The sequence below is a fragment of the Arthrobacter globiformis genome (genome assembly GCF_030817195.1).
In the GTDB taxonomy this organism is placed as follows: Bacteria; Actinomycetota; Actinomycetes; order Actinomycetales; family Micrococcaceae; genus Arthrobacter; species Arthrobacter globiformis_D.
This window is the reverse complement of the sequence record NZ_JAUSYZ010000001.1, coordinates 1,392,651-1,411,097: the sequence shown is the minus strand read 5'-3', so window position 1 is coordinate 1,411,097 and position 18,447 is coordinate 1,392,651. Positions and strand designations below refer to the sequence as shown.

At 66.9% G+C, this 18,447-nt stretch carries 16 protein-coding genes and 1 pseudogene; 10 read left to right on the top strand and 7 right to left on the bottom strand.

Translation table 11 applies throughout. The features are described from left to right. The first annotated feature begins 10 nt into the window (after positions 1-10). Positions 11-826 (top strand): slipin family protein, encoded by an 816-nt coding sequence (locus QF036_RS06480; protein ID WP_307100249.1) that lies wholly within the window; start codon positions 11-13, stop codon positions 824-826. A 13-nt stretch (positions 827-839) separates the two neighbouring features. Here QF036_RS06480 and QF036_RS06475 read toward each other — a convergent pair whose 3' ends face one another. Genes QF036_RS06475 through QF036_RS06465 form a run of 3 tightly spaced genes read right to left on the bottom strand, consistent with a single transcriptional unit; the run spans position 840 to position 3,922 of the window. Next, a complete protein-coding gene (locus QF036_RS06475) occupies positions 840-1,622 on the bottom strand; it encodes a carbon-nitrogen hydrolase family protein (RefSeq protein ID WP_307100248.1) in 783 nt (260 codons plus the stop codon). A 58-nt stretch (positions 1,623-1,680) separates the two neighbouring features. After that, positions 1,681-3,033, bottom strand: coding sequence for an APC family permease (locus QF036_RS06470; protein ID WP_307100246.1), 1,353 nt, complete (start codon positions 3,031-3,033; stop codon positions 1,681-1,683). A gap of 10 nt (positions 3,034-3,043) precedes the next feature. Beyond that, entirely contained in the window at positions 3,044-3,922 is an 879-nt protein-coding gene (locus QF036_RS06465; protein WP_307100245.1) for a carbon-nitrogen hydrolase family protein, read from the bottom strand. 96 nt (positions 3,923-4,018) lie between these two features. Here QF036_RS06465 and QF036_RS06460 point away from each other — a divergent pair, with 96 nt between their 5' ends. From QF036_RS06460 to QF036_RS06445, 4 genes are all read left to right on the top strand, one after another. Then, positions 4,019-4,795, top strand: coding sequence for a FadR/GntR family transcriptional regulator (locus QF036_RS06460; protein WP_307100243.1), 777 nt, complete (start codon positions 4,019-4,021; stop codon positions 4,793-4,795). A gap of 150 nt (positions 4,796-4,945) precedes the next feature. Continuing rightward, positions 4,946-5,443 (top strand): DinB family protein, encoded by a 498-nt coding sequence (locus QF036_RS06455; RefSeq protein WP_307100241.1) that lies wholly within the window; start codon positions 4,946-4,948, stop codon positions 5,441-5,443. Between the two features lie 431 nt (positions 5,444-5,874). Beyond that, positions 5,875-6,843 carry a GmrSD restriction endonuclease domain-containing protein gene (locus QF036_RS06450; RefSeq protein WP_307100240.1) on the top strand — a complete coding sequence of 323 codons (969 nt, stop codon included), beginning with the start codon at positions 5,875-5,877 and terminating at the stop codon, positions 6,841-6,843. Between the two features lie 29 nt (positions 6,844-6,872). Further along, entirely contained in the window at positions 6,873-7,991 is a 1,119-nt protein-coding gene (locus QF036_RS06445) for a hypothetical protein (RefSeq protein WP_307100238.1), read from the top strand. Here the strand turns inward: QF036_RS06445 and QF036_RS06440 are convergent. Further along, positions 7,974-8,660: a GntR family transcriptional regulator gene (locus QF036_RS06440; protein WP_307100236.1), complete on the bottom strand. Its 687-nt coding sequence runs from the start codon at positions 8,658-8,660 to the stop codon at positions 7,974-7,976. The two genes, QF036_RS06445 and QF036_RS06440, sit on opposite strands and share 18 nt — an antisense overlap. Before the next feature lie 159 nt (positions 8,661-8,819). On the opposite strand from QF036_RS06440, the pseudogene QF036_RS06430 reads away from it, so the two are divergent. Both QF036_RS06430 and QF036_RS06425 read left to right on the top strand, forming a co-directional pair. Further along, positions 8,820-10,548, top strand: a pseudogene (locus QF036_RS06430) (lactate permease LctP family transporter). Beyond that, positions 10,548-13,433, top strand: coding sequence for an FAD-binding and (Fe-S)-binding domain-containing protein (locus QF036_RS06425; protein ID WP_307100232.1), 2,886 nt, complete (start codon positions 10,548-10,550; stop codon positions 13,431-13,433). The pseudogene QF036_RS06430 and the gene QF036_RS06425 overlap by 1 nt, the downstream one beginning before the upstream one ends. 40 nt (positions 13,434-13,473) lie before the next feature. Here QF036_RS06425 and QF036_RS06420 read toward each other — a convergent pair whose 3' ends face one another. Next, positions 13,474-14,271 carry a DUF2182 domain-containing protein gene (locus QF036_RS06420; RefSeq protein WP_307100231.1) on the bottom strand — a complete coding sequence of 266 codons (798 nt, stop codon included), beginning with the start codon at positions 14,269-14,271 and terminating at the stop codon, positions 13,474-13,476. Then, the gene (locus QF036_RS06415) at positions 14,249-14,866 is read right to left on the bottom strand and encodes a DUF1326 domain-containing protein (RefSeq protein ID WP_307100229.1); all 618 of its coding nucleotides are present in this window, start codon (positions 14,864-14,866) and stop codon (positions 14,249-14,251) included. The genes QF036_RS06420 and QF036_RS06415 overlap by 23 nt, the downstream gene beginning before the upstream one ends. Positions 14,867-15,191: 325 nt before the next feature. Between QF036_RS06415 and QF036_RS06410 the strand changes: the two genes are divergently transcribed. After that, positions 15,192-16,082 (top strand): potassium channel family protein, encoded by an 891-nt coding sequence (locus QF036_RS06410; protein WP_307100227.1) that lies wholly within the window; start codon positions 15,192-15,194, stop codon positions 16,080-16,082. Here the strand turns inward: QF036_RS06410 and mmuM are convergent. Continuing rightward, positions 16,079-17,044 (bottom strand): homocysteine S-methyltransferase, encoded by a 966-nt coding sequence (gene mmuM, locus QF036_RS06405; RefSeq protein WP_307100225.1) that lies wholly within the window; start codon positions 17,042-17,044, stop codon positions 16,079-16,081. The two genes, QF036_RS06410 and mmuM, sit on opposite strands and share 4 nt — an antisense overlap. 100 nt (positions 17,045-17,144) lie before the next feature. Here mmuM and QF036_RS06400 point away from each other — a divergent pair, with 100 nt between their 5' ends. Continuing rightward, complete coding sequence (locus QF036_RS06400) at positions 17,145-17,666, top strand: hypothetical protein (protein WP_373460099.1); 522 nt, start codon at positions 17,145-17,147, stop codon at positions 17,664-17,666. Continuing rightward, on the top strand, positions 17,663-18,415 hold the full coding sequence (locus QF036_RS06395; protein ID WP_307100222.1) for a cyclase family protein: 753 nt from the start codon (positions 17,663-17,665) through the stop codon (positions 18,413-18,415). The genes QF036_RS06400 and QF036_RS06395 overlap by 4 nt, the downstream gene beginning before the upstream one ends. Positions 18,416-18,447 lie beyond the last annotated feature (32 nt).

Below are 18,447 nucleotides of genomic sequence, written 5' to 3'. Positions count from 1 at the left end.
GGGGATCCTGATGGACCCCACCACCTTTGTCGTTGTCATCGTCCTCGTCGTACTGCTGCTCATCGTTGCGAAAATGTCGATCCGGATCGTGCGCCAATATGAGAAGGGCGTGCTCTTCCGGCTCGGCAGGGTCATCGGAGTCAGGGATCCCGGCCTGCGGCTGATCATCCCTGTCATCGATCGGCTGCCGCTGGTGAGCCTGCGGATCGTGACCATGCCCATCCAGTCCCAGGGCATTATCACCCAGGACAACGTGAGCGTCGACGTTTCAGCGGTTGCGTACTACCGGGTGGTCGACGCGGTGAAGTCCGTCGTCGCGATCGAAAACGTGGCCGCGGCCATCGACCAGATCGCCCAGACGACCCTGCGGAAAGTCGTCGGCCAGCACACCCTTGACCAGACCCTGTCCGAGACCGGACGGATCAACGTCGACATCCGTGAAATCCTCGACGTGCTCACCGTCGAATGGGGCGTGGAAGTCACCTTGGTGGAACTCAAGGACATCCAGCTGCCCGAAAGCATGAAGCGCGCCATGGCCCGCCAGGCTGAAGCCGAACGCGAAAAGAGGGCGAAGATCATCGCCGCCGAAGGCGAAGCCATCGCCGCAGCGGCCCTCGGAGACGCCTCCGACACCATGATGGCCCACCCGCTGGCCCTGCAGCTAAGGAACCTGCAGTCCCTGGTCGAAATCGGCGTCGACAAGAACACCACGGTCGTCTTCCCCGCCCCGCTGATGAGCACCATCGGTGAACTCTCGGCGTTCCTTGCCCGTGAAAACCTGGCCGCGGCATCCTCCAGCGACAAGACACCCATCAAAGCGGCATAGCTGCCGTCCGCGCCTATCCCAGCCGCCGCTGCCGGAACATCGGGAACTGCTCCTTCACCCGCGCCACCGTCCTAAGCGAAACGTCCACCGCCCGAACTCCGGGCTCCAGGCCGAGGTCCGCCTCCACATACCCCATCGGATCCACCAGCAGGCTGCGCCCCACCGAGACCGGCGGGGCCTGGCACACCCCTGCCACGTAGACGCTGTTTTCAATCGCCCGGGCCGCATTCAAAGCCAGCCACTGCTCGGTCTTGTGCGTGCCCGGCACCCAGGACGAGCAGACCAGCAGGACCTGCGCGTCGGCGTCGGCCAGCGATCTGGCCAGTTCCGGGAACCGAAGGTCGTAGCAGGTCATGAGGCCGAAGACCGCTCCCCCGGATTCGAACACCACCGGCTCGGTGGAGGGGCCCGGCTTGATGAACGTCGACTCCCCGAAGCCCTGCGCGTCGAACAGGTGGATCTTCCGGTACACAGCCAGCCGTGCACCGGAAGGACCGAAGGCCACCAAAGTGTTGTAGGCCTTGCCTGGTTCGTCAGAGGTTTCCACCACTCCCGCCACGAGCGTGATTCCGTGGCGGGACGCGGTGGCGGCGAGTTCCCGGCAGATGGGGCCGTCCAGCGGCTCGGCCACGGCCGGGAACGAGGCGTCCACGATCTTCTTCTCGTACGTGGCGTACTCGGGGAAGGCCACCAGCGCGGCCCCGTCACCGGCCGCCGACGCGGCGAACCGGTCGATGGCGGCCTGGTTGGCCTCGATGTCCGTGCCGGACTCCAGCTGCCCCAAGGCAATCCTCACACCAGTTACCTCCTGCGAGCTTCCAATCAGAACCAGGTCAGCCGAAGAACCCCAAACCCTAGACGGCGGCCTCGACGGTGGCCTTCTCCGTCGTCGTCATCTCCGGCGGCGCGGCCCGGAAGCCGCGGGTGATCAGCGCGAGGACCACGATGCCGAGCGCCAGCCAGGACAGTCCCAGCGTAATGGCGTTGCTGTCCAGCTGGGAGAGCAGGTAGGCGCAGACGATGGCGCCCACCGCCGGGACCGCCACGTAGGAGACGGCGTTCAGCTGCTCCCCGGCACGGCGCCGGCGCAGGTAGTGGAACACCACGGAGGCGTTGACCAGCGTGAAGGCGGTGAAGGCACCGAAGTTGATGAACGACGTGGACGTGGCCACGTCCAGGAAGATCGCGATGAGGCCGACGATGCCGGTGACGATCAGGTTCACGACGGGCGTGTGGAACTTCGCGCTGAGCCGGCCGAAGACCGCCTTGGGCAAAACCGAGTCGCGGCCCATGGCGTAGATGAGGCGGGACGCGCTGGCCTGCGCGGCCAGGCCGGAGGCGAACTGCGCCACCACCAGCCCGGCGAGGAACACCGCCCCGAAGAGCTGCCCGCCGATCTGCAGCGCGATGGCGCTGGCCGCCGACGCCGAGTCCTCGAACACGCCGCCCGGGTGCACCAGCTGGGTGACGTAGGAGACGGCCACGAAGATGCCGCCGCCGATCAGCGCGATGAGCATGATGGCCCGGGGCACGTTCCGGCGCGGGTCCACGGTCTCCTCGGTGAGGGTGGTGACGGCGTCGAACCCGAGGAATGAGTACGCCGCGATAGCCGCGCCGGCGGAGATGGTGGCGAAGCTGGAGGTGCCGTTGAAGAACGGCTCGGTGCTGGCCAGTCCGCCGGCGCCGGACGTGGACACCACGCTGCCGATGGCCAGCACCACGAAGAACACGATCACCAGCAGCTGGAACGCCATCAGCACATAGTTCGCCTTGTCCGCCACCTTGATGCCCAGGATGTTCAGGACCGTGGTGATGAGGATGAAGCCCACGATCCACAGCCACATCGGCACGCCCGGGAACTGCGCGCTCAGGTAGGACGAGCCGATCAGCCAGATCACCATGGGCAGGAAGAGGTAGTCCAGCAGGATCGCCCAGCCCACCAGGAAGCCCACCCGGGGATCGATGGACCGGCGCACGTAGGTGTACGCGGAGCCGGCCACCGGGTAGGCGACCGCCATCCGGCCGTAACTGTGCGCGGTGAACAGCATGGCCACCATCGCCACGAGGTAGGCCGACGGCGCCGCCCCGCCCGTGGTCTCGGCGATGAGGCCGAAGATGGCCAGGACAATCAGCGGGGTCAGGTACGCCAGGCCGAACAGCACCAGCGAGGGCAGCTTCAGCGTGCGGGTCAGAGTTGGTGTTGTCACGTGGTTTTCCTTAGGCATTGAAGGACGGGGGCGTCCAGGTCAGCGGATTGATCCGGCCCTGGTAGACGGGCAGTTCGACGGCGGCCTCGCCGTCCCGGAACTGGGACCAGGGACGGTTGAGGTTCTCCGTCCCGTGGGTGCGGACGTGTTCGACGGCGGCCAGGTCCAGGTCCGCTGTGAGCAGCACCGGCGCGTCGTTCTCGGCCTCCGCAATGGTGTTGCCCTCGGGGTCGACGATGATGCTCTTTCCCTGGCCGGTGGGGCCGGCGCAATTTACGCTGACCACGAACACCTGGTTCACGATGGCGTTCGCCTTGGCCAGCACCAGCTCCTGCCGGCGGTCAGGGGTGGTGGTCTTCACGACGTTGAGGATCACCTCGGCGCCCATCCAGGCCAGCTGGCGGGAGACCTCCGGGTACCAGGCGTCGTAGCAGATGTTCAGGCCCACCCTGCCGATGCCGGCCAGGTCCACGGTGGTGAACCGGTCGCCGGGATCGTACGGTTCAAACGGGCGCCAGGGGAAGATCTTCCGGTAGTAGCCGGCCAGCTCCCCTTCCGGGGACAGCACCAGCTGCGTGTTGAACAGCTGGCCTTCCGGGCCGCGCTCGCAGACGCTGCCCGGGACCAGCCAGATGCCCAGGTCCGCGGCGAGCTCCTTCAGCTCTTTCACTCTCGGTCCTCCCAGCGGCTCGGCCGAATCCTGCAGGGCTTCGGTGCTCTGCCGGTCCGGGGTCCCGTCGCCAAAGAGGTGGAGCTCCGGGAAGACGACGAGTTTGCTGTCCGGTTTGGTTTCGAGGGCAGCTTTGACCTCGTCCGCGAAGGCCGAAACGGGTTCTCCGATGAGCCGGGGCGCGGCCTGGGCAGCTATGAGGGGAAGGATGCGTTGCATGGGTTTGTCTCCGCGTTGGGGTGTGATCTGCACTATATTAGATCAGAATGATCCAATAATGGGAAGGGGCAGCGGATGGGCCGTAAAGTAGCGGATATGACCCGTCAGTTGGAGGACACCGCCTCCCCCGCCGGCGCCTCGCGCACCAATGCATCCGGCATCGGCGCGGGAGCGCTGGCCGGCATCGACCGCCGGAGCGCCATCGACGCCGTGCGCCTGCGCATCGGCATGGCCATCTCGCTGGGACTGCTGAAGCCCGGCGAGCGCCTGCCGGACCAGGAGGACGTGGCGCTGGGCCTGTCCGTCAGCCCGATCACTGCCCGGCGAGCGCTGGCGAGCCTGGCGGACCAGGGCGTGGTGGTCCGCCGCCGCGGCCGGGCCGGCGGGACCTTCGTGGCGGACGATCCGCCGCGTCAGGTGCTGGCGGAGCTGACGGCATCGCCGGCCGAGTCGCAGGCGGTAAACCGGCTGGTGGACCGGCGGCTGCTGTTCGAATGCGCGGTGACCCACTACGCGGCCGTCAATGCCACGCCGGAACAGCTGGACGAGCTCGAGCGGCTGACCCGGGACATGGCTTCTTCTGCCAACTGGTCGGACTACCACCAGGCGGACGAGCAGTTCCACCAGCTGGTGGGCACAGCGTCAGGGCTGGGGACCGCCGTCGAGGTTTACCACGAGACGCTCGCCGAGCTCTATGCCTACTTCATCCCCTACCCCATCGAGCTGCTGCACAAATCCAACTGCGACCACGTCGCCCTGGTGGCGGCCCTCCGGGCGGGCGACATTCAGAGCGCGGTGGAGGTCTCCCGCAAGCACGTGGACATCCTGCACCGCACGATGTTCATGGGTCTGGCGGCGCGAACGAACACTTAAGCCCCGCGGATGTGGGCCTCAAGTGTACGTTCGCGCTCTGGCCCACGGCCCATGGTGCGGGCCGTACGGGTCCAGTTCACGACGGCGGTGCTGCCGCACACCGGCGCGCCGTCCGTTGCCGCCGCACGTCGGCCTTGGCATACTGCACTCATGCCCAGCCTCCCCGCAACGCTCGTCCCGGCCGTCTTCAGCCAGCCGCTCCGAGCCCAGTTCGACACCTTCCTCGACGAGCACCGCGCCCTGCTCAATGCCTGCCTCGACGGACTGACCGAGGAGCAGGCACGCCGCTCTTTGGTGTCATCCCGGACAACGCTGCTGGGCCTGGTCAAGCATGCGACCTTCGTGGAAAAGGTCTGGTTCGATGAAGCGATCACGTGCCGGTCGCGTGCGGAGATCGGCATCCCGGCCACGCCGGATGAGTCGTTCATCCTTGAGGACCGGGACACGATTACCAGCATCCAAGAGGCCCACCGCGACGCCTGCGAGGCCTCGCGCCGGGCGGCGTCCCGGCTGGAGCTCGACGACGTGGTCAGCGGCAACCGCCGAGGCCCGCTCCCGCTGCGGTGGGTGTACCTGCACATGCTGCGGGAGCTCGCCCAGCACTGCGGGCACGCGGACATCCTGCGCGAGCAGATCCTCAGCCGCTGACAGCGGGTCCAGGACCTGCCCGCGCCGCCGACCCCCGCCGTCGGGAATCCCACCTAATAAGGCGGGCCGGCCACGGCCCTACTGACCCTGGCCCTACTGACCCGGGGCCCGGAACGACGGCGCACAGCGTAGGCCCACTTCCATGCACTGACAACGGCCCGCGGAAAGTCGGCAGATGGCCGGGATTGACGGCCGTAGGAACTCCATGGAACTTCGTGCCGTGCATCCATGATTAATGGCTGTTGCAGCCTGCTGTGGCGGAGTAGGATCCGGGCACAACCATGACGTGCAAAGGGTCGGGCACTGCGATGAAGCAAGCTGTGAAGCACTGCACAATGTTGGTGGCAGCCGGCCTTCTGGCCCTCTCCAGTAGCGGGGCATCCAATCCCGCGGAGCAGTTCCCCGCCGCAGGCGGAAGGTCCAGCCAAAGTGTGGCTTCGCCGACGGGTGGGTATCCATTCGAAGGAGACGCCAACGGCAAGGCGCTGCTGAACACCCTGGTCCGGCAGGCGCCGGGAGGTCCCCGATTCGATGAGTCCGCCTTCGAGTACCCCATAGTGGGACCCGACGGGTGCACCACCCGCGAAAGGGTAATAATCGACGGCGCCAGCGAGCATACGCTCGGCTCGCCCTGCACCGTGCTCTACCCGCAGTGGGTGTCCGTCTGGGATGTCACCGTTTTGGTGGACCCGGCCGAGGTAGATGTTGCCCACATGGTCCCGCTGGAAGAGGCCTGGTACTCCGGGGCGTGGGCATGGACCGCGAAGCAGCGCCGCGACTTCGCCAATGACCTGTCCAACAGCATTTCTTTGAGAGTCCTGACAGCCGCCACGAACGCGGAGCGGGGATCGTCGGACCCGGCCCACTGGTGGCCGCCATACTCCGGAGCCCACTGCGGCTACGCCGCGGAATGGGTGTGGGTTAAGACCCGCTGGAACCTGAGCGTCGATCCTGCCGAATACGCGGCACTCATGACCCAGCTCGACGAAATGGAAACAAACAACTGCCGCGACAAGCCCGTCTACGTTCCACCACCCGGCCTTACCCCCGGGGTGGGCCCGGCATCGATCATCGGAGGCATCGGGGCGCCGTCCGGCACCATCTACAGCCTCATCAGCGTGCAGGCATTCAACGCAAACCATAAGGTGGTGCGGGAAACCCGGGTGCGGCCCGAGGGACTCTACGAACTGACGGGACTTCCGCCCGGCAACTACACGGTCAAGTTCCTTGGCGGCACCAGCGGGACATCTGACCAGTGGTACAGCGACCAAGGCCCGGGCGGACCGCCCGAGGTGATCCCGTTGGCTGCCGGCAGGATTGCCAGCGGTATATCGGTGGGGATGGTCGCAGATCCAGGATCGGCAGCGCCGGATTCGGCACCACCGGGTTCGGCACGGTGACCGGATAGATTCCGTGGAGGTGGGCAACGATGCTCGAAACTGCGCGCAACACCCGAACTGACGGACGCCGGGACCTGGTCACCGAACTCCTGGGCCTGTGGCTGCTGCTGGCCGTTTTCCTCGACGGCTGGGCGCACATCAACCTGCCCGGCCTGGAGACGTTCTTCACGCCGTGGCACGCGGCCCTCTACTCCGGCATGCTCTCGACGGCGGCCTGGACGGCCGCCGTGATCTGGCGTAACCGGACACCCGGGCAGCCGCTGCTGCAGGCCGCTCCCCCTGGCTACCGCGGGACCGCCGTGGGCGTGGTCCTGTTCGCCGTCGCCGGCGGCCTGGACCTGCTGTGGCACGAAATCCTGGGCATTGAAGTCTCGCTGGATGCCCTGGTCAGCCCGACCCACCTGCTGCTCGGCTTCAGCCAGTTCCTTATCCTGGGCACCGCGGTCCGCAGCGCCCGCGCCGCCGGCGCAGCCGGCCACGGCCCAGCCGGACACCGCGCGGTCGGCCACGGCTCCATCGGCCACGGGGCAGCCGGCCACGGCGGAAACTTTGCCTTGACCCCGGCGGCGATTTTCGCCGTCGTTCTCATGACCGGGCTGGGAGCGTTCTTCCTCATCTACGTCTCCGCGTTCGTCCGGCCGGGGCCGACGGCCCTCTTCACCCCGATCCCGGTGGGCACACCCGGCCGCATCCAGGCCGAGCTCCCGGTGGTCACCACCCTGGCGAGCTACCTGCTGACCACGGCGCTGATCATCGCGCCGTTCCTCTTCACACTCTCCGCCGCCAGGCGCCCCGCCCGCGGGATCGTCACTATGCTGGTCGCGGCGGCGGCCTGGCTGCCGGTACTGATGATCGGCCTGCGCCCCACGTCGATCGCCGGAGCCGCAGGGACGACGGCGGCGGCCGTCGTCGTCGACCTGCTGCTGACCCGGGTTCCGGATGCCTGGCTGGGCAGGCGGCTGCCGGCGGTCACGGCAGGAATCGCGGCGCTGCTGTGGACGGGCCAGCTCGTGGCGTTCGCGGTGACGGACGCGATCCGCTGGCCGGTCTCGCTCTGGCTGGGCGCGGTGGTGCTCAGCGCGGCGGTGGCCGCGGGCCTCGCCCTTCTCAGCTCGTGGGGGCGCAGCCCTCTACCCCGTCAGCTTTGACGGCAGGTCCGCCTCCGGGCCCGCTTCCCCACCCATGGCGGCGACCAGCCGTTCCCGTGCACGCCCGAGGTGTTCGTCCAGGAGCCGCGCGGCGGCGTCGCCCTTGCCCTCCCCGATCAGTTCAAGGAGCTTCTGGTGCTCCGCCTGGATGAGGTTTGTGTCCAGCAGATGCAGTGACTGCACCCGGGACATGCAGAGCCGCACCTCCCCCACCAGCGACAGGTACATCTTGCTGATGCGCTGGTTGCCCAGGGCGTCCACCAGGCTGGTGTGGAACCGCATGTCCGGCTCCACCACGTCAAGGGGCGCGCCCGTCTTCAGGGCAGCGATGTCCTGGTTGGCCCGCACGGCCTCGTCCGGCACGGTCCGGCTGGACGCCAGCCGCCGGAGCACCTCGCTCTCCAGGTAGGCCCGTGCAAGGTAAATGTCGCGGACGGATTCAGGGCCGAGGTCGGCCACGCGGGCGGTTTTGTGCACTCCCCTGACCAGCAGCCCCTCCGCCACGAGCTTCTCGATCGCGGCTTTTGCTGTGGGCCGGGCGACGTCGTAGGAGGACGCGACCTCGGTTTCCGTCAGCGCGTGCAGCGCCGGGAGCTCGCCGGAAAAGACCCGGGCTCTGATGTCCGAGGCGATCGCTTCGACGATCGATACAGCTGAAACACGGCTCACGGCTCTCCGCTTCTCCACGTCTTCTACACGTCCCTTGAGGGGCTGGCTTCCTTCATTTTGCCAGACATGCCACCAAAGTAGTCTTGACCGACTTGTGTACTTGTTAGACAATCAAGGGGCGCCACGAAGCTGTGACGCCTCACACATCCTGGAGATCTCATGTTTCAGCAGCTCCTTGACCCCATCGGCGGGTCGCTCTTGCTCTCGGCCCTTTGCGCCGCGCTTCCGCTCGTCCTGCTCTTTGTCCTTCTGGGCGTCTTCCGGGTCAAGGCACCCAAGGCCGCCATCGCCAGCCTCGCCGTGTCACTGATCCTGGCCATCGTTGGCTGGCAGATGCCCCTCGGCCAGGCCCTCAGCGCCACCGCGGCCGGCATCTTCTACGGCCTCTTCCCGATCCTCTGGATCCTGGTCAACGCCCCTGTGGATCTACAAGCTCACCGTCGCAACCCCGTGGTTCGAGGCCCTGGGCCGCACCATCCGCTCCATCTCCGACGACCTGCGCATCCTCTCGATCCTGATCGCCTTCTGCTTCGGGGCGCTGCTGGAATCCCTGGCCGGCTTCGGCGCCCCGGTGGCCATTTCCGCGGCCATGCTGATGGCCGCCGGGATGAAACCGCTGAAATCCGCGATCGTCTCGCTGCTGGCCAACACGGCGCCCGTCGCGTTCGGCGCCATGGCGGCCCCGATCATTGCGCTCAACGGCGTCACCGGCCTGCCGCTCCACGACCTGTCCTCGATGGCCGGGCGGCAGACCCCCTTCATCGCGCTGATCGTGCCGCTCCTGCTCGTGTTCATCGTGGACGGGCGCCGCGGCGTGAAGCAGGCCTGGCCCGTGGCACTGGTGGCCGGCGTTGCCTTCGCGGTGTCCCAGTTCGTCACCTCCAACTACCTCGCCGTGGAACTGACGGACGTGGTGGCCGCCGTCGTCACTGTCACCGCGGTCCTGGTGATGCTGCGGTTCTGGAAGCCGAAGGAAACCATTGGCATGGCCGGCGGCGTGACGTCCGTACCCGTCGAGGCGAACGTCAGCCGGGCCGCTGTTGGATCCGCGACAGGAACGACGCCGGCCTCCCGCGGTTCCGCAGGCCCCGCCGGCAGCACCGTGCCCGCCGACCCCTCGCTGCCAACGGACAGCACCCGCCCCGAGCCGCGCCACATCTGGATGGCCATCGCCCCCTACCTGATCATCATCACGGTGTTCTCCATCGCCCAGATCCCGCCCATCAAGACCTGGCTGAACCAGGTGGGCACCGTGACGTTCCACTGGCCGGGCCTGGAGGTCGCCGACTCCGCCGGCAAGCCGGTGGCGGCCACCAAGTTCAAGCTCGACCACCTCAAGGCCACCGGCACGCTGCTGCTGTTCTCCGGCCTGATCACCATGGCCCTCTACAAGATCACGGCCGGCCAGGCCTGGCGGATCTACCGCGAGACCCTCGTTCAGCTCCGCTGGACCATCGTCACCGTGACCTCCGTCCTTGCCCTGTCCTTCGTGATGAACCTGTCCGGCCAGACCACCACCCTGGGGTTCGCCCTGGCCTCCGCCGGCGGATTCTTCGCCGTACTCTCCCCGCTGATCGGCTGGATCGGCGTCGCCCTGACCGGTTCCGACACCTCCTCCAACTCCCTGTTCGGGCAGATGCAGGCCACCGCTGCCCAGCAGACCGGGCTGTCCCCGGTGCTCATGGCGGCGTCCAACTCCTCCGCCGGCGTCATGGGCAAGATGCTCTCACTGCAGAACCTCGCGGTGGCCTCCGCCGCCGTCGGACTGGACGGCTCCGAAGGGACCCTGTTCCGTAAACTGATCGGATGGAGCGTCGGGCTGCTGGCCCTCATCACCGTCCTGATCCTCCTGCAGTCCACCCCCGTACTTGGCTGGATGGTTCCCTGATGACAACACTGCAACTTGCCGGGCTCCATGAGGCCGTCGCCGATCCCGCCCAGGTAAAAACCCGGCCCATCGACCTCCACGCCAACGCGCACGACGCCTCCCATTTCCTGCTCATCCCGCAGGCAGTGGTGGTGGCCGGCAACGCGGACGAGGTGGGCCGCCTGCTCCGCGCCAGCTCCGCCCAGGGCGTTCCGCTGACCTTCCGCTCCGGCGGCACCAGCCTCAGCGGACAGGCCGTGTCCGACGGCGTCCTGGTGGACGTGCGCCGCAACTTCCGGAACATTGAGGTGCTCGACGGCGGCGCCCGGGTCCGCGTCCAGCCCGGCGTCACGGTGCGTGCCCTGAATGCCCGGCTGGCGCCCTACGGGCGCAAGTTCGGCCCGGATCCCGCCAGCGAGTCCGCCTGCACCGTGGGCGGCGTGGTGGCCAACAACTCCTCGGGCATGAACTGCGGCACGGTGGACAACGCGTACCGTACGCTCGAATCCCTCACCGTGGTGCTGCCCTCCGGCACCGTGATCGACACCGGCGCGCCGGACGCGGACCACAAGCTGCGCACGCTGGAACCGGACCTCTATGCGGGCCTGGCGGAACTGGCCCGGCGGGTGCGCGGCAACAGCGGTTCGGTGGGCAGGATCCGGCAGCAGTTCGCCATGAAGAACACCATGGGCTACGGCCTGAACTCCCTGCTGGACTACAGCAGTCCGGTGGAGATGATGGCCCACCTGATCGTCGGCAGTGAAGGCACGCTCGGTTTCGTGGCGGAAGCGGTCTTCCGGACGATTCCGCGGCTGACGCACGCGGCCACGGGGCTGCTGGTGTTCCCCGACCTGCAGACAGCCAACGAGGCATTGCCCGCCCTGGTGGAATCCGGGGCGGCGACGGTGGAGCTCATGGATGCCCTGTCCCTCAAGGTGGGCCAGACGCTCAAGGGGACTCCCGCCGTCGTACAGGACCTTGCGGTCCGGGAGCACGCCGCACTGCTGGTGGAATACTCGGCCGTACGGCCGGACGAGCTGGCGGCGCTGCGGCAGCGCGGCGAGCGCATGCTCACGGACCTGGGGTTGGCCGCCCCCGCGCAGTTCACCGGCGACGCCTCCGCCCGCTCCCAGCTGTGGCACCTGCGCAAGGGCCTCTACGCCTCGGTGGCCGGAGCCCGTCCGCAGGGAACCACGGCCCTGCTGGAGGACATCGTGGTTCCGGTGCCTGTGCTGGGCCGCACGTGCCGGGACCTGATCGGGCTGTTCGACAAATACAGCTACGCCAACAGCGTCATTTTCGGCCACGCGAAGGACGGCAACGTCCACTTCATGCTCACCGACGGCTTCACCACCCAGCAGGAGCTGGACCGCTACAGCTCGTTCACGGAGGACATGGTGGACCTGGTCCTGGGTGAAGGCGGCTCGCTCAAGGCCGAACACGGCACGGGCCGGGTCATGGCGCCCTATGTGCGGCGGCAGTACGGCGACGAGCTGTACGCGGTGATGCGCCGGATCAAGGAGCTGTTCGACCCGTCGGGGATGCTCAACCCCGGCGTGCTGATGGACGACGACCCGCAGGCGCACCTGCGGCACATCAAGACGGCGCCGCCGGTGGCCGAGGAGGTGGACCCCTGCGTCTCCTGCGGCTACTGCGAGCCGGTGTGCCCCAGCAAGGACCTGACCCTCACGCCGCGGCAGCGCATTGTCACGCTGCGGGCCATCGAGTCCGCCCGGCTGGCCGGAGACTCGTCGTTGGCCAGGCAGCTCGAGAAGGACTACGACTACGAATCGGTGCAGACCTGCGCCGTTGACGGCATGTGCCAGACCGCGTGCCCTGTGGAGATCAACACCGGCCTGCTGGTGAAGCGGATCCGGCGGTCCGAGGCCGGGCCGGTGGAAAACGGCGTGTGGAACGCCGCGGCGAAGCACTGGGGCTGGGTCACGCGCGGGGCATCCCTGGCGCTCACGGTGGTGAACAAGCTTCCCGCCGCGGCGGTGGTCCCGCCCAACAAGGCGGCCCGCGCGGCCCTCGGGACGGACACGGTTCCGCTGTACTCGGCGGAACTGCCAGGCGGCGGTTCCGCTCGGAGGCGGCCGACGCCGGATGGCGCACCGGACGCCGTCTACTTCCCGGCGTGCGTGGGGACGATGTTCGGGCCGGCCGGGTCTGGTGGTGCCGGCTCTAGTGGCGGCGGTTCCGGGGGCGCCGCCGGTGCCGGTTCCGGCGGCGCCGCCTCTCCGGGACGCGGCGTCCAGTACAGCTTTGAGCAGCTCTGCGAGCGGGCCGGGGTGACACTGCTGGTCCCGGACGGCATCGACGGGCTGTGCTGCGGAACGCCCTGGTCCTCCAAGGGCATGACCGCCGGCCAGGCCACCATGCGGGAGAAGACCCTGGCGGCGCTGCGGCAGGCCACCCGCGACGGGGAACTCGCCATCATCTGCGACGCGTCCTCGTGCACCGAAGGGCTGCGGCAGGCGGTGGAATCGGACACTCCGCTGCCCGGGCAGCGTGAGCTGCGGATCGTGGATGCCGTGGACTTCGCCGTCGAGCACATCCTGCCCAAGCTGCCGGATCACGAGAAGCTGGATTCCCTGGCGCTGCACCCCACCTGCTCCTCCACCCGCCTGGGCATCAACAGTTCGCTGACCGCCGTTGCCCAGGCCGTGGCAGAGAAGGTGGAAGTTCCGGAGAACTGGGGCTGCTGCGCCTTCGCCGGGGACCGCGGCATGCTGCATCCCGAGCTCACGGCCTCCGCCACCCGGAAGCAGGGCAAGGAAGTTGCCGAAATGGGCGCGTCGGCGCACGCCTCCTGCAACCGCACCTGCGAACTGGGCATGACCCGGGCCACCGGCAAGGACTACCGGCACGTGCTGGAACTGCTGGAGGAAATGACGCGGAACTAATGCTCTATGGCGGCTGGCCAGGCAAGGGGTACTGCGGCGGCTACATCGTCATGCCTGGCGCCGCACCGGGCACCAGCGCGATTCCCACTGCGATCAGCACCAGCGCCGCCGAGACCGAGCGGTTGGCCAGCCGCTTCCAGGGCAGCATCTTCTCCACGGCGATGAACGCGCCCACCAGCGCCATCCATCCGACGCTCATCACGCCCAACGCAAACAGCGCCACCATGAGCGCCCAGCAGCAGCCAACGCACCAGGCACCGTGCTCCATTCCCATCCGCAGCGCCCCGGCGTACCCGGTCCGCATGCGGTGCAGGATGAAGTCCAGCGGGGTCCGGCACTTGGTGAGGCAGACGTTCTTGGCCGGCGTCAACTGGTACACCGCGGCCGCCAGGATCACCCCGGCCGCGGCGTAGCGCCCTCCCGGCTCCGCCGCGAACGCCCCGGGAACCAGCTGCGCCGCCGCCTCGCAGAGGGCGTACGCCACCAGCCCGAACGCCGTCCAGGAGAGGAGATACCCGGCCACGAACAGCGCGGTGGATCCCCGCGGCGCGTACCGCCCTGTTTCCCGACGCCGGCGGTTGATCTTGGCGTAGGCCGTCACCATGGGCGCCACCGAGGGAAACATCATGGCGGCCAGCATCACCACCCAGGTGGTGAGGAAGAAGTCCAGCGGACCCGGGTCCGTCCAGCCTCCCATGTCCATCCCGCTCATCCGCTCGGCGGTGAACACCCAGCCCACCGCCGCGAGGACGAGCAGCACGGCAATCAGCCCGGCCTCGCGCGCATCGATGGCGCGCAGAACGTGTTGCCGGGATTCAGGCGCGGCCTTTGGGTCCACCTTCGGCCATCTCGCTTGCGAAGGTGAAGTCCGCCGTCTCCCCGTAGACCGCCTGGTAGTCGAGTCCGAAGAGGTCCGAGCCGCCCGCGCCCTTGCCGATCCTGAACTCTGGTGCGAAGCCGAACATGGCGTTCTTCACCGTGGTGGCTCCCCCGTCGGGACCGGGAAGGGGTTCGAACGCCACATTGAGGTGCCCGGTGACCGAGGCCGACGGCGTGTCCCCGTCGGAGAAGCTGACGCTTCCGCGTTCGACGCCGAGCCACTGACCATAGAGGGCGGCGAAGTCGGCGAACGGGCCGCCCTCGTCACCGTGGAGGATGCGCTCCAGCGCCGAGGCCTGGCCGTCGGAGATGCCGTCGTCCAGGACGATGCCGACCTTCCAGTTGCCCGAGGTCAGGTTCGACGGGAACAGGTTGCAGAAGGCGAAGTCGACGCCGGAAAGATCGGTGTTATCGAGGCGGCCGCTGGCGATGTGGAAGACCGCCGAGCCCCGGCATTCCCCGTTGGGCCCCGTGGGCGAGCTGTCCACCGGGCACGGACAAATCAGCTGGCAGTTGCAGTTCGCAACATACGTTCCGGACATTTCCCATGACATTGAAGACTCTCCTTGGTGGCGCCGGTGCCAGGCGGGAGCGGCGAGGTCGCGCGCCGAAACTACTGGGAAAACAGGGCGAAAGGGTCCTGATACCGCTGAGAATACTCAGTGCCGCATGCGTGTCAATACGCTGTTGCTTGGCCCGAAACCCTGGCGGTCCACCTGCTCAGAACGCGCTGTCAGAACGCTGTCAGAACACCAAAGCGACCAGCGCAAGACACCGTTCGAGAAGGTGGGCGTGAGGGGCCGCGGGAAGTTGGTGGCCAAGCTGCTTGCGTAGATGGGCGGCGAGCCTGCCGGGACGGCCTTGATCCTAAGATGGGGCATGGACTTCTGGGACGTCTTGTGGACGGTGGCGGGAGCCGGGCTGATTCTGCTGATGCTCGTCGACGTCTTCCACACACTGCTTTACCCGCACGGCTCGGGCCCGGTGTGCAGGACCATAATGCACGGGTGCTGGCGTCTCTCCCGTATATCCAGAGGAGGAGCCTCCTCCGTCGCGGCTCCTGTGGCCATGGCTGCTGTCATCTTCGCCTGGGCCGCCATGGCCATCCTGGGCTGGGCGCTGCTCTACCTCCCCCATCTCCCGGAGGGTTTCATCTACGGTGACCGGGTCCCCCGGGAGGCGGATTTCCTCGAAGCGGTCTACCTCTCCATGGTCACTCTTTCCACGGTCGGGTTCGGGGAAGTCGTGGCGGGCTACCCTCTGCTGAGGCTCGTCTCGGCCGCCCAGGCCGTCACGGGATTCGGTCTGCTGACAGCCACGGTTTCTTGGATTCTTCAGATGTACCCAGCCCTGAACCGCCGTCGGGCACTTGCCCACCAACTGAACCTGTTCAGGGAAGCGGCAACGCCGGGCGACCCGTTCTCAATGGACGCAAGCCATGCCGCCGCGCTGCTCGAATCGCTGGCCGGCAGCGTCGCCGCCGTCAGCATCGACCTGCTCGCCTTCCACGAAACGTACTATTTCCAGGAAGTCGAGCAGAGGGGTTCCCTGCCGGCCACAGTCACCTATGCGCAGGAACTCGCGTCCGAAGCCAAGGCCAGCGACCACCCCGATCTCCAGTTTGCCGGGCGGATGCTGGAGGCCGCGTTGGAGGATCTCGCCAAAGTTCTCCGCGGCCGGTTCGGGCATGCCGGGACCACCTCCTCCGAAGTGTTCGAACACTATTCCACGCACCACAGGCGCCGCCGGTCCCGTGAAGTGGCCGATTAGCGGACGCCGCGATTTTCTGTCAGCCTGGCCACGGCGGCTATATCCTCCGGGGTCGTTCGGCAGCACCCGCCAATGAGCCGGGCACCAAGTTCACGCCACAGGGCAGTTCCTTCCGCAAGGCTTGCGGCGTGACTACTACCCTGTCCCGCAATGGCCGTGACCGGCCGCCATGTTTTACTGACGGCGTCATAGCTTTCGCCGGAATTTGGATACGCGATCAGGGGCGCGTCCGTGGCTTTGCCCAGAGCGCCCAGGGATGGGGCAACCAGCTCCAGCGGCACACAGTTCACGCCGATGGCCGCAACGGACTGCGCCCTGCTGAGCTTTGCCACCTGAGCAAGCGGCGTGCCGTCGCTGATGTGCCCTCCGTCCCGCAGGGTGAAGGAGAGCCAGCCTTCGACGTCGAACTCTTTCATGAGTGCCACCAGCGCCTCGGCTTCCGGCAAGGACGGCAGTGTCTCACAGGCAAGAAAGTCCGCTCCGGCGTCCACCAGCGCGGCAATTCGCGGCCGGTGGAACTCCAGGAACTCGTTTCGGCTGAGGAAGTAGTCTCCCCGGTATTCCGACCCATCGGATAGGTATGCGCCGTACGGACCGACCGATCCTGCAATCAGCAGGGGGCCTGCACCCCGGTTTTCGGCTAGGTGCTCGCTGCGGGCCTCGTCGGCCAGGCGCACACTCAATGCCACCAGCTCCAGGGCTTCTTCTTCGCCAATGCCGCGCCGCGCAAATCCCTGGGGTGTTGCCTGATAGCTCGCCGTGATCGCGACCGCGGCTCCCGCGCGGAAGTAATCGCGGTGCACACGCTTGACGAGCTGCGGCTGTTCCAGCAGGACTTTAGCCGACCACAAGGGGTCGTCCAGATCGCAGCCGTGCGCTTCCAGCTCGGTGGCAAGTGCGCCGTCCACGGTCAGGTTCACTCCGGCATCCAGCATGCGGGAGAGCTTGGTGTTACTGGGCATCGTTTGGGCTCCAAGCGGTTCGTTCACCATGTCTGTCCGGCACGAGACACCGGGTGCACGCGTCAAGCACGATGAATATGTTCATAATAAGCATCTTTCAATGCTTGTAATGATCATCACACCGTGCCACGATGGCATGCAAACACGTTACGAACCGATCTGGAGCCTTCCCTTGAAGATTGAAATGAAAGCAGTACGCAAGCTGCGTGTGCATTGGCCCGTAGCTTCGGAAACCTTCTCGCGTCTCGCCAGCGGCGACGCAGAAGCATTCAAAGACGAAGAGGGCATTGCGGCCCTGCTCGACGCTGTCGCGGGATCCCCTGACCTCGGGGACTTTGGCAACTACCGGCATGTCTTCGAATCCGGTTTGGGTTTCGAGGGGTTCACCTGCACTGAAGGTGCCAACCCTACTTTGGGGCAGGTTGGTCAGCAGACAATTTCGCCGACCCTGGTCTTGACGACGTATTTCGATGCTGCGCTCGACGACGGTGCCGTGGAACGCTTCCTGCAGCACATCGTGGATATCCACCCTTGGGAGGTACCCGTCATTGAGCTGACAGGGCCGATCGGCGTCTCCAACACTGCCCTTCCGGCGTTGGTTGAAAGCCAGGCCACGTCATGACTCAAGTCACCACAGCCGCCCTCTGGGACGGCCTGCAGACGCTGCTTGCCGGCAGATCATTCACTGACCTGACGCACGCCTTCCACCCCGGCCAGCCACGCTTCCCAGCGTTCCCCGACGAAATCAGAGAGCCCGTCTTCGATCTGGAGAAAGGTGACGGTTTCACCGCTCACCGCTACTCGATCATCGGTCAATGGGGAACCCACGTTGATCCTCCCTCGCATTTCATCTCAGGGGGAAGGACTCTGGACCAGATTCCGGTGGAGGAGATGGTCCTTCCGCTGGTCGTCCTGGACATCACCGGGCGCGTCATCGCTAATGCGGACGCCACTCCCCAGATGGAGGACGTCCAGGCCTGGGAATACCGCAATGGTGTCATCCCACCCGGGGCCTTTGTGGCATTGCGGACAGGTTGGAGTGACCGTTGGCCTGACGCTGCCGCAATGGCAAACAGGGACGATCACGGTATCAGCCACACACCTGGCTGGTCGCAGGAAGTCCTCTCCTTCCTGATTGAGGAGCGGTCGGTTACCGCCGTCGGTCATGAGCAGACGGACACAGACCCGGGACTGGCCACATCCCGCCAGGATTTCACACTGGAGACCTACGTCCTGGCGCAGAACCGGTGGCAGATCGAGCTGATGGCGAACCTGGACGGACTTCCGGAAGCGGGCGCTGCCCTCATTGCCACCTGGCCCAAGCCCCTGCGGGGCAGCGGTTTTCCTGCCCGGGTCTTCGCCATCCACTAGGAGGCGTTCCTCCAGTGACTAGAATCGGACCC